Annotated in this window: 13 protein-coding genes; 7 read left to right on the forward strand and 6 right to left on the reverse strand. The window is 68.1% G+C overall.

Translation table 11 applies throughout. The features are described from left to right. Positions 1 to 143 precede the first annotated feature (143 nt). Positions 144 to 770: a DUF6308 family protein gene (locus OG558_RS40560; RefSeq protein WP_329479212.1), complete on the forward strand. Its 627-nt coding sequence runs from the start codon at positions 144 to 146 to the stop codon at positions 768 to 770. Between the two features lie 20 nt (positions 771 to 790). Here the strand turns inward: OG558_RS40560 and OG558_RS40565 are convergent, their stop codons facing one another. Both OG558_RS40565 and OG558_RS40570 read right to left on the reverse strand, forming a co-directional pair. Further along, positions 791 to 2,293, reverse strand: coding sequence for an LLM class flavin-dependent oxidoreductase (locus OG558_RS40565; protein ID WP_405067783.1), 1,503 nt, complete (start codon positions 2,291 to 2,293; stop codon positions 791 to 793). A gap of 94 nt (positions 2,294 to 2,387) precedes the next feature. Continuing rightward, positions 2,388 to 5,444 carry a BTAD domain-containing putative transcriptional regulator gene (locus OG558_RS40570; RefSeq protein WP_405067784.1) on the reverse strand — a complete coding sequence of 1,019 codons (3,057 nt, stop codon included), beginning with the start codon at positions 5,442 to 5,444 and terminating at the stop codon, positions 2,388 to 2,390. Positions 5,445 to 5,537: 93 nt separating this feature from the next. Between OG558_RS40570 and OG558_RS40575 the strand changes: the two genes are divergently transcribed. The 4 genes from OG558_RS40575 to OG558_RS40590 all read left to right on the forward strand — a co-directional run bounded on the left by OG558_RS40575 (position 5,538) and on the right by OG558_RS40590 (position 7,979). Continuing rightward, positions 5,538 to 6,101, forward strand: coding sequence for an NADPH-dependent FMN reductase (locus OG558_RS40575; protein ID WP_405067785.1), 564 nt, complete (start codon positions 5,538 to 5,540; stop codon positions 6,099 to 6,101). 15 nt (positions 6,102 to 6,116) lie between these two features. Beyond that, on the forward strand, positions 6,117 to 6,656 hold the full coding sequence (locus tag OG558_RS40580) for a dihydrofolate reductase family protein (RefSeq protein ID WP_405067786.1): 540 nt from the start codon (positions 6,117 to 6,119) through the stop codon (positions 6,654 to 6,656). 196 nt (positions 6,657 to 6,852) lie between these two features. Beyond that, positions 6,853 to 7,437, forward strand: coding sequence for a hypothetical protein (locus OG558_RS40585; protein WP_405067787.1), 585 nt, complete (start codon positions 6,853 to 6,855; stop codon positions 7,435 to 7,437). Beyond that, the gene (locus tag OG558_RS40590) at positions 7,434 to 7,979 is read left to right on the forward strand and encodes a hypothetical protein (protein WP_405067788.1); all 546 of its coding nucleotides are present in this window, start codon (positions 7,434 to 7,436) and stop codon (positions 7,977 to 7,979) included. Before OG558_RS40585 ends, OG558_RS40590 begins: the two co-directional genes overlap by 4 nt. A gap of 64 nt (positions 7,980 to 8,043) precedes the next feature. Here the strand turns inward: OG558_RS40590 and OG558_RS40595 are convergent, their stop codons facing one another. Then, positions 8,044 to 9,408, reverse strand: a complete 1,365-nt coding sequence (locus OG558_RS40595) for an FAD-binding oxidoreductase (protein ID WP_405067789.1) — start codon at positions 9,406 to 9,408, stop codon at positions 8,044 to 8,046. 202 nt (positions 9,409 to 9,610) lie between these two features. Next, positions 9,611 to 10,561, reverse strand: a complete 951-nt coding sequence (locus OG558_RS40600; protein WP_405067790.1) for a LysR family transcriptional regulator — start codon at positions 10,559 to 10,561, stop codon at positions 9,611 to 9,613. Here OG558_RS40600 and OG558_RS40605 point away from each other — a divergent pair. Next, positions 10,520 to 11,566 carry a DMT family transporter gene (locus tag OG558_RS40605; RefSeq protein WP_405067791.1) on the forward strand — a complete coding sequence of 349 codons (1,047 nt, stop codon included), beginning with the start codon at positions 10,520 to 10,522 and terminating at the stop codon, positions 11,564 to 11,566. The genes OG558_RS40600 and OG558_RS40605 overlap by 42 nt on opposite strands. Here OG558_RS40605 and OG558_RS40610 read toward each other — a convergent pair. After that, on the reverse strand, positions 11,563 to 12,234 hold the full coding sequence (locus OG558_RS40610; protein WP_405067792.1) for a hypothetical protein: 672 nt from the start codon (positions 12,232 to 12,234) through the stop codon (positions 11,563 to 11,565). The two genes, OG558_RS40605 and OG558_RS40610, sit on opposite strands and share 4 nt — an antisense overlap. A gap of 305 nt (positions 12,235 to 12,539) precedes the next feature. Between OG558_RS40610 and OG558_RS40615 the strand changes: the two genes are divergently transcribed. After that, entirely contained in the window at positions 12,540 to 13,631 is a 1,092-nt protein-coding gene (locus tag OG558_RS40615) for an alpha/beta hydrolase family protein (protein ID WP_405067793.1), read from the forward strand. Here the strand turns inward: OG558_RS40615 and OG558_RS40620 are convergent. Then, complete coding sequence (locus OG558_RS40620; RefSeq protein ID WP_405067794.1) at positions 13,612 to 14,457, reverse strand: methyltransferase domain-containing protein; 846 nt, start codon at positions 14,455 to 14,457, stop codon at positions 13,612 to 13,614. The genes OG558_RS40615 and OG558_RS40620 overlap by 20 nt on opposite strands. Positions 14,458 to 14,459 lie beyond the last annotated feature (2 nt).

Below are 14,459 nucleotides of genomic sequence, written 5' to 3' on the forward strand. Positions count from 1 at the left end.
TTACAGGTTGTGGATAACGGGAAGTGACCCTGCCGTGTGGATGAGCGCGCGGTCGCCTACGATCTGCGGAAACAGAGTTGGAACGTTCGGATGTTGGTCCGGCCGCTGGCGGGTCTGCCACCAAGAGTGTGAGGGTGTGGCTCATGAACATCGGTACTCGCAAGATCGTCGTCGACGAGGCGATCGCGCAGTTGCGGCTGTACGCCGAGACCAACGGCGCCGTACTTCAGTACTACGACGGTCTGCCCGGGATGACGTGCGTCGGCGGTTCCGATCCTGACCAGGTGACGCTCGAGGACCTGGCCCGGACGATGGTGATCGGCGCCGACCTGCGGGCGATGGACATCCCGTGGCTGCTGGAGGTCGAGGCGGAGAAGGAGTTCGCCGCGATCCCGGTCGACGCGCGGCTGGAGGACGCGACCCCGGGCAGCGACCTGTTCCTGGCGGCGATGGCGCTGGACGAGAAGTTCACCGGCCACCGCGGCTTCGGCCACGCCAAGAAGTCGAAGCTGCTGCACCTGAAGCGGCCGTACCTCTACCCGGTCACCGACAGCTTCATCCGGATGACCTATGGCACGGCGTCGGCGGGCTCGGAGTTCCTCACCGCGGTCCACCGCGACCTGGTGAACCCGGCCAACATCCGCGACTTCAAGCTGCTGCAGGTCCGCCTGATCGCCGAGCCGTCCACGTCGGCCGCGCGGCTGCTCGGCGAGGTGCCGACGCTCCGCCTGCTCGACATCCTCGCCTCGCTGCTGGGTGAGGCTAAATAGCGCCTCGCTGCTGGGTGAGGCTACATAACGCCGAGCCGCGCCAGCGGCTCCACCAGCTCGCGCTCCTCGTAGGACAGGTGTGAGAGCAGCGTGTCGTCCAGCAGGTCGACCGCCGCGCGCAGACCGTCGATGGAACCCGAGCCGTCGACCAGCGCGACCAGCGCCTTGTCCACACCTTCCAGTACGTCGTGGATGATGCGGTGCTCGGCTTCCAGCCGGTCCACGACAGGCGCGAGCGCCGGATCGGCTCGCCTGAGGTGCGGGAAGAGCGATGCGTCTTCCAACGAGTGGTGTGTGGTCACCAGGCGGCAGTAGGACTCGCAGTACGTGCCGAGGGTCCAGTTGTTCTGCCGCATGGTCATGGTGTTGATGTGTGAGCGCGCCTGGCCGACCCCGATCGAGCCGGCAGCCACCTGCTCGACCAGATCGCGGATCTGCTCGAGCTCCGCGCGCAGATGGTCGTGTACGTCGATCAGATGCTGACCGGAGGACAGCTGGTACGGCGTATACCTGCGGTCCGGGTCGAGCGCAGGACCAGTGGGTCGCTCCGACTCGTCGAGCACCTGTACGGCGCTCCGTCGTACAGCCGGAGGCGGAGTCGGCACGACGCCGAACCCATCCGCCGCCCGCGGCTCGACAACGGCTCCGGAGCGAGCAGCATCGACGGCCTCGCGGACACCAGCGGCGACTTCGGCGAAGCGGCGGATGTCGTCCGGGTCGTCGGAGCCGAGGATGTACGTGCTTATGCCTTCGCCCATCGTCAGCTCTGCGAGCTGATCGATCCACACCTCCTCGGGCCCCTGCAGGAAGCCACCGCTGCCACTGAACCGGCCGGACACGTTGTAGAGCCGCCGGACCGAGGCGGGGTCGCGGCCCGCCTCGACCGCGGCCTCGTCGATGATCTTGTTCATCGCGGCGAGCTGGTCAGGGCCGGCGTACGCGCTGGTCGGGAGCCAACCGTTGGCGAGGCGGCCGGTGAGGGCGAGCATGCGGGGTTTGTAGGCGCCCAGCCAGATCTCGACGTCGTGTGCGGGCTCGGGACCGCGCTTGGCGCCGGAGACGGTGTAGTGCTGGCCAGGCAGCCGAATGCCGCCGCCGGTCGGCGTCCAGACCTCGCGCATGATCGCGATGGCTTCCTCCAGCGCGGCGATGCTCTGGCCGGTGGTCAGACGCGGGCCGGCGTTGGCCGCGACGGCGTCCAGGAAGCCGCCGGCGCCGAGGCCGAGCTCCACGCGGCCGCCGGTGATCAGGTCCAGCGTGGCGACGCTGCGGGCGAGGACGACGGGATGACGGAGCGGGAGGTTGGCGACGTTCGTGGTGACCTTCACACGCTGGGTCTGCGCGGCGACGACGGACAGCAGAGTCCAGGCGTCCATCAGCCGGGGCTGGTACGGATGGTCCTGGAAACTGACGAGGTCGAGACCGACCTGCTCTGTCAGCTGCGCCAGCGCGATCACGCGGGTGGGGTTGTCGACCGCGGGGGTCAGGAACGTGCCGAAGACCAGCTCGTGGCCGTAGTCCATGGGTTCACCTTCACCTGTCAGGGATTCGCTCGCGAGCAAAACTACTTCGCTAGACGAATAATCTCAACCACAGAACATCTGCTGGCGAACAGGATCACACCAAGCCGAAGGCTTGCTGCGGCGTGAGGGTGCCCCCGGTGGCGTAGGCGGCGCGGTAGGCGTCCTCCCCCACCGCGGATTCGACGGCCGTGGTGGCTCGCGTCAAGTCCTCGGACTCGGTCGCGGCGATCAGGTAGTTCTCACTGGCGCGGGTGGCGGCAGCCGTGCCGAGGAGGGTCGCGGCGAGAGTCTTGTCGGGATGGCAGGCCGCGATGCCTTCCAGAGCCCAGCACATGCTGCGCAGCGAACCGAACTCCTCAGAGATCCGGAACGCCTCCCTGTGCAGCTCCAAAGCGGCCACAACGTCGCCCTGGAGTTCCCTGACGAAGCCGAGCTCCTCCAGCACGATCGACAAGTAGAGCACTGGCTCGCCCTGTCGGCGGGCGGCGTCGATCAAGGCCTGTAGGCGCTGCGAGGCCTCCGCAAGGGCGCCAGTACGACGGGCTGCGAAGCCCAGCACGATCTCCGCAAGGGCCTGCGTCGAGCGCTGGCCTTGTTCGGTCGCCAGCCGCAGTGCGCGCTCGCCGTGGGTGCGGGCCAACTCATAGCGGCCTTGTCTGATCGAGGTCCACCCAAGCATGCCCAGCGCGCTGGCGAGCTCAGGCCACAGTCCTAGCTCCTCCGCTATCTGCGCGCTCTCCAGATGCAGCCGCGCCGACTCGTCGAAGTCGCCGACGAGCTCCGCGTGGGCGCCAAGCCAACTGGTCGCCTGCAACATGCCCCACCGGTCTCCCAGCGACCGGAAGATCCGCACACTCTCGGAGGCGTCGGCTGACAACGCCGCCAGGTCAGCCCGTACGTGCGCATGCTTCGCGCGTGCCGCGAGTACCGCAGCCACACCCCATTGGTCTTCGTCGGCCTCGAAGCTCTTCAGTGCACTCTCCAAGAGCGTCAGGCACGTTGCGAGGTCGCCCGCGTCGCTGCCGGTGTAGGCGATCCACCACTGCGCTCGAGCGTCAGCCGCATCAGCCCAGCGGTCCCGCTCCCCCGCCGCATCACTGTCACCCAGCAGGTACTTGAACCCGACCCGCCAAGCCTCAGCCCGCGCAGAGCCGGGCACAGCCTCCAAAGACCGCACAGCCTCCATCAGACGCCCGCGCAGGAACCAGTACCAAGCCAGCGCATCGACCAACCGCTCCGCCACATCCACCTGCTCAGTGGCGACCGCCCGATCCAGTGCAGTCCGCAAGTTAGCCGAGTCCTCGTCGAGCAACTGCAACCACCGACTCTGCTCACCACCGAACAAAGCAGGCCGAGCTGCCTCGGCCAGCGACGTGTAGTACGACAGATGGCGCTGCCGCACTGCCTCCAACTCACCGAAGGCACGCAACTTCTCCGTGCAGTACGCCGCAACCGACTCGAGCAACCGATAGCGCGCCCCATCCACCCCGTGCACGGGTACGACGAGCGACCGGTCCACGAGCCGAACCAGCACATCCAGTACGTCCGGCTCATCACACAGCGCCGCCGCGGCCTCCGCCGTACATCCATCCGCAGGTACGGCGAGCCGTCGCAGGACGGACTGCTCATCGGAAGCGAGCAGCTCCCAACTCCAGTCGATCATCGCGAACAGAGTCTGCTGGCGCGGTGCAGCACCACGGTGTCCGGTCGCCAGCAACCGGAAGCGGTCGTCGAGGCGCGCCACCAATCCACGGACTCCCAACGCCCGCACGCGAGTCGCAGCGAGCTCCAACGCCAGTGGGATCCCGTCAAGCCGCCGGCACAGTACGGACACGTCGGCAGCCGTCTCCGCCGACAGAGTGAAGCCACGCGAGGCAGCCGCCGCGCGAGTCATGAACAGCTGGACCGCACTGCACTCGCCGAGTGCGTCCAGATCGAAGGAAGGCGACGGCACCTCAAGCGGCGGCACACTCCAGACGACCTCGCCCGCGAGGCCCAGCGGCTCACGACTCGTCGCCAGCACGCGCAGCCCCGGTGCCGCGGCCAGAAGCCGGTCTGTCAGCTCCGCAACCTCTGCGACCACCTGCTCGCAGTTATCCAGCACCAGGAGGCGAGAGCCCATCACAGCCGCGAGCCGGTCGACCACGCCCTCACTGGAGCCAGTGGAATCCCGGAGGTCCAGTGCGGCCTGTACGGCGTCTGTGAGCGAACTGCTGACCGAGATCGCGTCAGGTGTCACCGCCGCCAGCTCCACCAGGACGACGCCGTCCGCAAAGCGATCCACCACCTCGGCGGCAGCAGCGAGTGCCAGGCGTGTCTTGCCTACTCCCCCAGGCCCAGTCAGCGTGACGAGACGCGAAGACGCTAGAGACGAGCTGACGTCCTCCACGGCCTCCGCACGTCCAATGAGGTCGGTCAGTTGGGCCGGAAGGTTGGTGCGAGCGTGCGGGAGCTCTTGCGTGAGGATCGACTGGTGGAGCGCGACGAGCTCAGGACTGGGATCCAGGCCGAGGTCATCCAGCAGGTGACGACGCAGCTGCTCGTAGCTCTCCAATGCCTCGCTCTGCCGGCCGCTGCGGTAGAGGGCCTTCATGTGTGAGGCCCGGAGTCGCTCTCGCAGCGGGTGGGAGCTCACGAGGTCGGCGAGCTCGCTGACCGGGTAGTCACCAGAGCCGATCCGCTCCTCGTGCCACGTCTCGAGAGCGGTCAGCCTCTGCTCGGTCAGTCGGGCTATGGCTGTCTCGACGAACGGTTGGTCGAGGAAGTCGGCGTACGCGGGTCCACGCCACAGTTCGAGTGCCTCACCGAGGTCACCCGACGCAATCCGGTCGGCGAACTCCAGAGCGTCGTACGACGAACCGTCGACGGTCAGTGAGTAACCCGCCGGACCGGAGTTGACCAGTCCGCGGCTGCCCGGCTCGGCGTCCTCGAAAGCGCGGCGGAGTTGCGAGACCTTGGCCGACAGTGTGCCTGACGGGTTGCCCGGCAGGTCTGCGCCCCACAGGTCGTCGATCAGTCGGTCCGCCGGGACAGGGCGGCCCTCGTGCACCAGCAGGTCAGCCAGGAGCGCACGGACCTTCAGCCCCTGGATGACCACGGGCGATCCCGCGTCCGTCCAGGCCGTCACCGGTCCCAGCACCCCGAAGCGCATGGCCGCACCCTATTCCGATCACCGGCCCAGCGACCGGAAAGAAACCGTAAACGGTCTCCGGCAGAGTCTGTCTCATCGGAAGGAGGCACGACGATGCGACTGGCAGTGATCATCGGCAGCACCCGCAACGGGCGGTTCGGTCCGACCGTGGCGCACTGGCTGGCCAGGCAGGCGGCCAAGCAGTTCGAAGTCGACCTGGTCGACCTGGCCACCGCGCACCTGCCGGCCACACTGCCCGACACCGACGACGAGATGCCGGCGGAGGTCGCCGTACTCGCTCCGAGGCTCGCCAAAGCGGATGCGTTCGCAGTGGTGACGCCGGAGATCAACTGCAGCTTCCCGGCACCGCTGAAGACCGCACTGGACTGGTACTACGAGGAATGGCACGCCAAGCCGGTCGCAATCGTCAGCTACGGCCGGGAGAGCGGTGGGCGATGCGCCACCGCACAGCTCCGGCAGGTCTTCACCGAACTGCAGGCCGTCACCATTCGCAACACGGTCGCACTGCCCTGCTATTGGGAGCAGTTCACAGCGGACGGCGGCTGGCCACGCCCTTCCGCCGGCTACGAGGCGGAAGCCAAGGTCATGCTCGACCAGCTCGTCTGGTGGGCCGAAGCGCTCCGGGACGCGCGCTCCAAGCGTCCTTACCAACACTGAGAGAGGGATAGTCCAATGAGGAAGCTGATCGAGTCCACCTTCATCACCCTGAACGGCGTCATCGACAATCCGCAGCGCTGGAGCCCGCCGTACTGGGACGACGAGCACTCCGCCTACTCGGTCGCGCTGATGGAGGGCGTCGACGCGCAGGTGCTCGGCCGCGTCACCTACGAAGGGTTCGCCGACGCCTGGTCGCAGCGCAGCGGAGACCCGTTCACCGACCACTTCAACGCGATGCCGAAGTACGTCGCGAGCCGCACGCTCACCGAGTGGAAGTGGAACGCGCAGCCGCTGGAGGGTGACGCCGCCGAGGCGGTCCGGCGGCTCAAGGAGCAGGATGGCGGCAACCTGATCAAGTACGGCACCGGGTCGTTCTCGAAGACCCTGCTGGAGAACAAGCTGGTCGACGAGTACCACTTCTGGTTCTTCCCGGTGGTGGCCGACGGCGACAACATGTTCAAGGGCATCGACCTCGAGGTCACCCACCTCGAGCTGCTCGGCACCACCACCTTCAAGTCCGGCATCGTCGTGCACAAGCTGGCGCCGAAGGCCTGATCACTCAGCACATCACGGACAGCGTCCAGCTGGTCACCGAAGCACAAGGTGACCGGCTGGACGCTTGTCCGCGTTTGTGCTGGGTACCGGTGTGACTTCGGGGATGTGAGGCGGCGCTGGGGACCGCCTGCAGAGGGTCCTCGCGATCGGTTTCGCCAGATCGCAGGTCCGCACCAGCAATCGGACTGGAGGTCTGATGGGTACCGTCCTGACCATAGTCATCATCGTTATCGTCGTACTCGCGGCGGCAGCGGTGTTCTTCGTGTACCAGCGCAGAGAATCGCAACAACTGCACGAGCGGTTCGGCCCCGAGTACGAGCGCACGCTCGAGGACTCGGGTGACCGGCGCAGCGCCGAGCGCGAACTGCGCCAGCGTGAACGCCGGGTGTCGAAGCTCGACATCGTCCCGCTGAGCCGCGAGTCCGCGGAGCTCTACCGTGGCGAGTGGGCCCGGATCCAGCAGAGCTTCGTCGACCGTCCCGGATCGGCAGTCGCCGACGCGGATCGGCTCGTCCTGCGGATGATGCGCGAGACCGGGTACCCGGTCGACGAGTTCGACCAGCGCGTCAACGACATCTCGGTCGACCACCCGGAGGTCGCCGCGCACTACCGCGACGCGCACCGGGTCGCGGTCGCCCAGGCCCACGGTGAGGCCGACACCGAAGAACTCCGGCAAGCGGTGACCGCCTATCGCGCGCTGGTCGACGCCCTGCTGGCCGACAGCACGAACGACGGCGGACACCACCGCACCCAACCGACCGACGCGAAGGAGCAAGCATGACCATGCACGAGGACCGTCGCTTCGACCCGACGACGGACGACGACCGCGTCATGACCGACACGGACCGCATCGACCCCGGCCCTACGACGGACGACGCGCTCGGCCGTACGACGGACGACCGCATCGCGGAAGACCGTTACGACGACCGTGTGACCGACGACGCGCTCAGCCGCCCGGCGGACGACCGGTACGACGACCGCACCCCGGACGCCGGCCTGGCCGACCGCACGACCGACGACCGCACGACGGATGAGACCGTGGGCGCGTCGGCAGTGGAGGACCCGTTGGTGGCTCCCGATGCGGTGGTCGACTTCCGGACCCGCTGGGAGGTCATCCAGCAGGGCTTCGTCGACGATCCGCGCAACTCCGTCAGCGAGGCGGACAACCTCGTCGACGACCTGCTCAAGCGCCTCTCGGACACCTTCGACCAGCAGCACCAGGAGCTGGAGAAGCAGTGGTCCGACGGCGAGCCGTCGACCGAAGACCTCCGCTCGGCCCTGCAGCGCTACCGCGCCTTCTTCCAGCGCCTGCTGACCCTCTGACCCGGCGAACACCAGACCGCGCGGCCCGTACGGCGAACGTCGTACGGGCCGTGCGGTTCGTTGCCTAAGGCGCGATGTTCTGGTTCAGATGGAACAGGTTGCCCGGGTCGTACTTGCGCTTCACCTCGACCAGCCGGTCGTAGTTCTGCTTGTAGTTGTCGCGGATCCGCCCCTGGTCGTCGTCGGCCATGAAGTTGATGTAGCCGCCGGCCTCGGAAAGGGGCGAGAGGTCGTCGTAGTACGAGCGAACCCACTCGACGCCGGCCTCGTTCTGCGCCGGGTCCGGCCACATGCCGGCGATCACGGTGGCGAAGTTCGCGTCCCGGTAGGCGAACGCGGTGCCGTCGGGTGTGACCCGGTGGCAGGCGCCGTTGATCGGATAGATGTGCACGGTCGAGTTCACCGCCGGCAGCCCGGGCGCGTGCCGCAGGTGGGCCTGGATCGCGTCGTCGGTGAGCTCGGTGACGAAGTTCGCCTTCCAGTAGTGCTGCAGCCCCGGCGGCACCAACCCGTCGAAGGCGCTGTTCAGCGCCGGGTACGGCATCGGCCCGACGTGTTCGGCGACCACGGGCGCGAACTCGCGGTATTTCGAGATCTGCGCTTCACCCTCATCCGGATCGCCCGCCCAGCAGCCGACGATGAAGGTGAACACCTCACCGTGCCGATCCTCCGGAATGAACGGCAGCGGCGGCGCGATCTGGAACGCCGGGAACCCGCCGAGCTGCTCGGGCGCGTCCTTGATCAGTTCGCGGAACCCCGACAGGACGGCGGTCGCGTCGGACATCTCGAACAGCATCGGACCGCCGTAGATCGTCGACACCGGCGCTAGCCGGAACTCCAGCGCGGTCACCACACCGAAGTTGCCCCCGCCACCGCGGAGCGCCCAGAACAGATCCTCGTTGTCCTTCTCACTGGCGATCAGGAACTGCCCGTCCGCGGTCACCACATCGGCCGAGATCAGGTTGTCGCAGGACAGCCCGAGGCCGCGGGCCAGGTACCCGATCCCGCCGCCGAGCGTCAGGCCGCCGACGCCGGTGGTCGAGATGATGCCGCCGGTCGTGGCCAGCCCGAAGGCATGCGTGGCCGCGTTGAAGTCGCCCCACGTCGCGCCGCCACCGGCCCGCGCGGTCCGGCTGACCGGGTTGACCCGGACGTTGCGCATCCCACTCAGGTCGATGACGACGCCGCCCTCGACCGTGCCGAATCCGGGCACGCTGTGCGCTCCGCCGCGGACGGCCAAATCCAGCTGGTTGGTCCGCGCGTAGTCCACGGCGGCCATCACGTCACCGGCGTTCTCGCACCGCACCACGACCTGCGGCCGCTTGTCGTGCATCGCGTTGTGGACCCGCCGGGCCTCGTCGTACCCCTCGTCACCTTCGGTGAGGATCTGTCCTCTGGTGCGTTCCCTCAAGTCGTCCATCGTGCTCATGTCGCTCCCCGAACCGTCGCCTGTCGCAAATCGGCGCGCGTACGACGCACGCCGCGCAGACCGGTCGTCACCGTCGAGCGTCGCGCGAAACCTCACCCCAGAGAGCGTCTGAACCCCCGACGGGCAGCCGGCCTTCCCCCCAGACCTCGCCCGTTCCAACCCCGACACTCTCGCGCGGTCCCCCGATTCGTCAATGCCTAAATTAGCCGCGCGAGGCTCCTTCGACGGACGCACCGTCTGGCTGCGTCACGACGTTGGCAGTTGCCGCGGTGCGGAGGGCGTCGGCTACCGCGGCCACGGGCGGGGTTTGGGTACGGCGTGTCATCAGGAAGACCTCACGGCCGACGGAGCCTTCGGCCGGCGGGCGGACGGCGACACCGGGGGCGCCGTGGCGGAGGACCAGGTCTGGGAGAAGGGCACCGGCTCCAGTGGTGCGGACCAGTTCGAGCAGGATGAGGAAGTCGTCGGAGCTGTAGCGGAGGTCAGGTTCGAAGCCGCCCAGCTCGCGGCACACCCGGACCTGCATCTCGCGATGGCCGGTGCCGGGTTGGCAGCAGGCCCACGGGAGGTCGGCCAGCCTCGCGATCGGCACCCGGTCGGCGGCAGCCTCGGGGTGGTCGGCAGGCAGGACGACGCGGATCTGTTCGCGTAGTAAAGGCTCGCGGTGCAGGTCGGCGTGCACGGCCCGCGGCTGACCGTCGTACTCGTCGCCGACCACTACGTCGAGCTGCTGCAGGCGTAGGGCCGGTGCGGCCTGCTCGACCTCGGCTTCGGTAGCTTCGACCCGGATGTCGGGGTGAGTGGTGGCGAGCGTGCGGACCGCCGGCGCCACGATGCGCAGGAAGGCGGACTGGAAGGACGCGATCCGGACTACTCCGGCCACTCGGCCCGCGGCGACCGACGCGAGCTCCGCCTCGGCTGCCTCGACTCCCTCGAGCAGCGACGACGCATGCCGGACCAGAACCTGGCCGGCCGCGGTCAGCCGGACGTTACGACCGACGCGTTCGAGCAGTGGAGTGCCGGCTTCTCGCTCCAGCACTGACAGCTGCTGCGAGATCGCGCTGGGCGTGTACCCGAGGGATCGCGCGGCGCCGTGGACGGTGCCGCGGTCGTGCACTTCGCGGAGCAGGCGGAGCCGGCGCAGGTCGAGCATCTGTTCAGAATAGCTACACGGTCCTGTCCAGGAAGCCGCGATGGACGTGAACAATCCACAGGCCTGACGATCGATGGCGTGGGCGCCCTCTTCTGTTTGCTTTCCGCCGCCGGGTTCGGGGCGATGGCCGTGTTCGGCAAGTTGTCCTACGACGCTGGGGTGTCGGTGGATGCACTCCTTCTGGTCCGCTTCGGCCTGGCCGGCGGAGTATTGCTGATCGTCGCGCTGGCACGCGGTGCGTTGCGCAACCTCCCCCGCCGCGCCGTGTTGATCGGACTCGGCATGGGCGTGTTCGGCTACGCGGCGCAAGCCGGTCTGTACTTCTCTGCGCTGGCCAGGATCGACGCTTCGCTCGTCGCACTGATCCTTTACGTCTACCCGGTGCTGGTGATGACCGTGACCGTCGCACTGGGCCGGGAGCGCGCGTCGCGGCGGCGGGTGTGGGCGCTGGGGATGGCGCTGGCCGGGATCGGACTGGTGCTCGGTGGGGCGATGTCGGGACGCTTCGATGCAGTCGGTGTGTTGCTCGCGCTGGGGGCGGCGATTGTCTACACGGCGTACATCCTGGTTGGGGACCGGGCGACAGTCGATGTGCCGCCGCTCGCGCTCTCGGCGCTGGTCTGCGTCGGGGCCTTCGGCACCTTCCTGGTCAGTGGGTTGATCCGGGGTGCCGTGGGTGGCGCCGGGCCGTTTCGGGGCGACTTCGACTTCGCCGCGGTGGGATGGCTGTGGCTGGCGGCGCTGGCCATGGTGAGTACGGTCGCGGCGATCCTGTTGTTCTTCGCCGGCATGGCGCGGGTCGGTCCGTCGGTGGCCTCGATTCTGTCGATCCTCGAGCCCGTCGTGACGGTGGTCGCGGCGGCCGCGGTGTTCGGCGAACACCTCAGCCCGACCCAGTGGTTCGGCGGCACGCTGGTGTTGTCCGCCGTACTGATCGTGCAATGGCCGAGCCGATCGACTGCGACGGCACTGCCCGCTGCTGATGAATACCTGGTCAGGAGTTAAGGCTTACAGGCTGGGGCTTTGGCGAGGGCTGTGTTGGCCCGCGCTGCCGCGTTCAGGTTCTGCGGGGCGTGCGTCCAGGCGGCGACCCACATTTCCTGCGCGTGTTCGGCGCCGAAGTCTCCCGCCGCGTGAGCAGCCATCATCGCCAGATGGTTGGCCCAGTCGGCAGCGGCCGCTCGGTCTGCGACTGCCGCCGCGTCGAGGACCGTCAGCCGTTTCTTACACGCCACTGCCGGACTACCTGACACTTTCGCGCAGCCGCCTGCGGCCTTGGCTTGCTCGGTAAGGGCTGAATTCAATGCGGCAATATCACCGGGACCGGCGAGTCGGGTCCGCTTCCAGATCGCTTTTGTGGTCGCCTCAGGGTTTTTGCCAGTCAGCAAATCCGTCCTGGCTTGGACGTGTTCACGCCAATGCTCGGCACCCGTCCGGGCCGCGGCCACCACCGCCTCGGTCGTCCGGATCTCCGCGGCACAAGCATCCGCCACCGAACTCGCACTGCTTCCGCCCGTCGGCGACGAACCGGCGGTGGGCAAGGACGCCGAACTCGTTGTGGGCAACAAATGGCTCGCGCTGTGTGCCGGATGACTCGCGCTGTGTGCAGGTTGAGTCGTCGGCTGATCCGGCGACCCGAACCGCGCGATCGCCACGCCCGCGGCGACGGTCACCGCGGCGACCACACCCACGGCGAGCAGGACCGGTCGGTGGCGCCGATGAATCGCACGTTTGGCTCGTGACATTTCAAGCCCCCAACTTGAATAATCGTCCGGAGCGAAATGCTGCCACGCCGATCGGCAATGCGCGAACGATGCACGGTACGCGACAGTAATCCTGCATTCTGTGCGAGCTGATGAATGACCCACCGGATGCGGTCGCCTACAGCGAGCACCCTCGCCCGGGCACCAGGCGAGGATGTCAATCGTTGCGGGAACTTTCGACCGGTTCCGGCCGGTACGACGGCAGACTTGACCCCATGGACCGGCGGATGGCGTGGGCGGGAGTCGTCGCGTTCGTGATGACGGCCGTGGTCGCCTGCAGTACCGACGACGCGGCACCCCCTGCGCCCGCTCCGAGCGCGACCTCCTCGACCCCCACCACGCCATCCGCCGCCTCCACGCCCCCACCGTCTGCCACCTCCACCCCGTCCGGCACCTCGACAACCGCCGCCCCGACGCCGGCAGCGACGCCGACACCGCCGGCCGCGCCGAACCCGGTGTCCCTGCAGGCGCTGATGACGAAGAAGTACAACGGCGGCAACCTCCGCCTCGGCCCCGTGCTGGCGCGCAACGGCGCCTACACCCGCTACCACGTCACGTACACAAGCGGATTGTTGACAATCTCCGGGATCATGAACGTCCCGACCACCCCAGGACGACATCCAGCACTCGTCCTGAACCACGGCTTCATCGACCCGGCCGTCTACACCAACGGCCGCGGCCTGATGCGGGAGCAGGACTACCTCGCCCGGCGCGGGTACGTCGTACTGCACACGGACTACCGCAATCACGCGCAATCGTCGGACGATCCACGGTCCGAACTCGACCTGAGGCTCGGCTACACCGAGGACGTGATCAACGCGGTCCACGCCCTGCGGACCTCGCAGTACGTCGATCCCGAGCGGATCGGACTGCTCGGCCGGTCGATGGGCGGCGGGATCACCTACAACGTGCTCGTCGCACAACCCGGCCTGGTGAAGGCCGCGGTCGTGTTCGCGCCGGTCAGCTCAGACGCGGTCGACAACTTCAATCGCTGGATCCGCAACGACCGCCCGATCGCGACCACCATCCTGCGCACGTACGGCGAACCGTCCCGCAACCCGGCCTTCTGGCGGAACCTCTCCGCGGTCAACTTCTTCGACCGTGTCACCGAGCCACTGCTGATCCACCACGGCGAATCCGACTCGACCTGCCCGATCGCCTGGTCCCGCGAAACCCTCGCGGCCCTGAAGGCCGCCGGCAAGGACGCGACCATGTACACCTACCCCGGCGAGGAACACGCCTTCGGCCCGGCCTGGCCGACGTCGATGGCCCGGTCCGTGACGTTCCTCAAACAGCACGGGGTTTGACCGCGCTGACGGCGTACATCGTCAGTGACAGGTGGAATGCGCCGCGATCGGCGGCCTCCGCGAGACCTTTGGCGAAGGCATCGGCCTCGGCGGGGGTGATGACGCCGGCCTCGGCCGACGACAGCTGCATCATCGAGACAAAGCCCTGGCGCGCGCCCTCCTGCGGCTCGATCGTGGTGCCGGCCGTCTCGCCCGTGATCTCGAGCCCCGCGTCTGCGAGCAGACCGCGCAGTTGCCGGCCGGAGAACGGGTTCGCGGACCCGGAGAGGAAGTAGTCGACCATCCGGCGCAGTACGTCGGGATCGGCCGGATGGAGGATCGCCGTCGCCCAGTCCGTGTCGATGAGCGCGATCCGCCCACCAGGACGCAGTACGCGCGCCATCTCCCGCACCGCCGCAGCCGGATTGTCGACATGCTGCAGGACCCGCTCACATCGCAACACGTCCACCGACTCGTCGTCGAACGGCAGCCCCTCCGCGCGCCCGTCGACGTACTCGACTGGTGCCCCCGCAGCACGTCGTACCGCTTCGTCCCGGAGCCCCGGACTCGGCTCGACGCCGACCGCGCGACCGTCCGGCCGGACCCGCTCCGCGAACGCGACCACGTCCTCGCCGGTCCCCGAGCCGACGTCGACCGCGGTCTCGCCGGCGGCCGGCGCAAGCTCGGCGAGAGCCCAGGTCTTGAGCGTTCGTACGGCGGGCTGCGCGGCCATCTCGTCGAGGATGGAGGCCTGCCGCTCGATGTTCTGCTCGGCGACGTGCTTCAGCCTGAAGTTCCCCCGCCGCGCGTCGATTGCGGGCTCGTCCGCCGCCGGTGTCCCGGTCATCT

The organism is Kribbella sp. NBC_01510 (assembly GCF_045040325.1).
In the GTDB taxonomy this organism is placed as follows: Bacteria; Actinomycetota; Actinomycetes; order Propionibacteriales; family Kribbellaceae; genus Kribbella.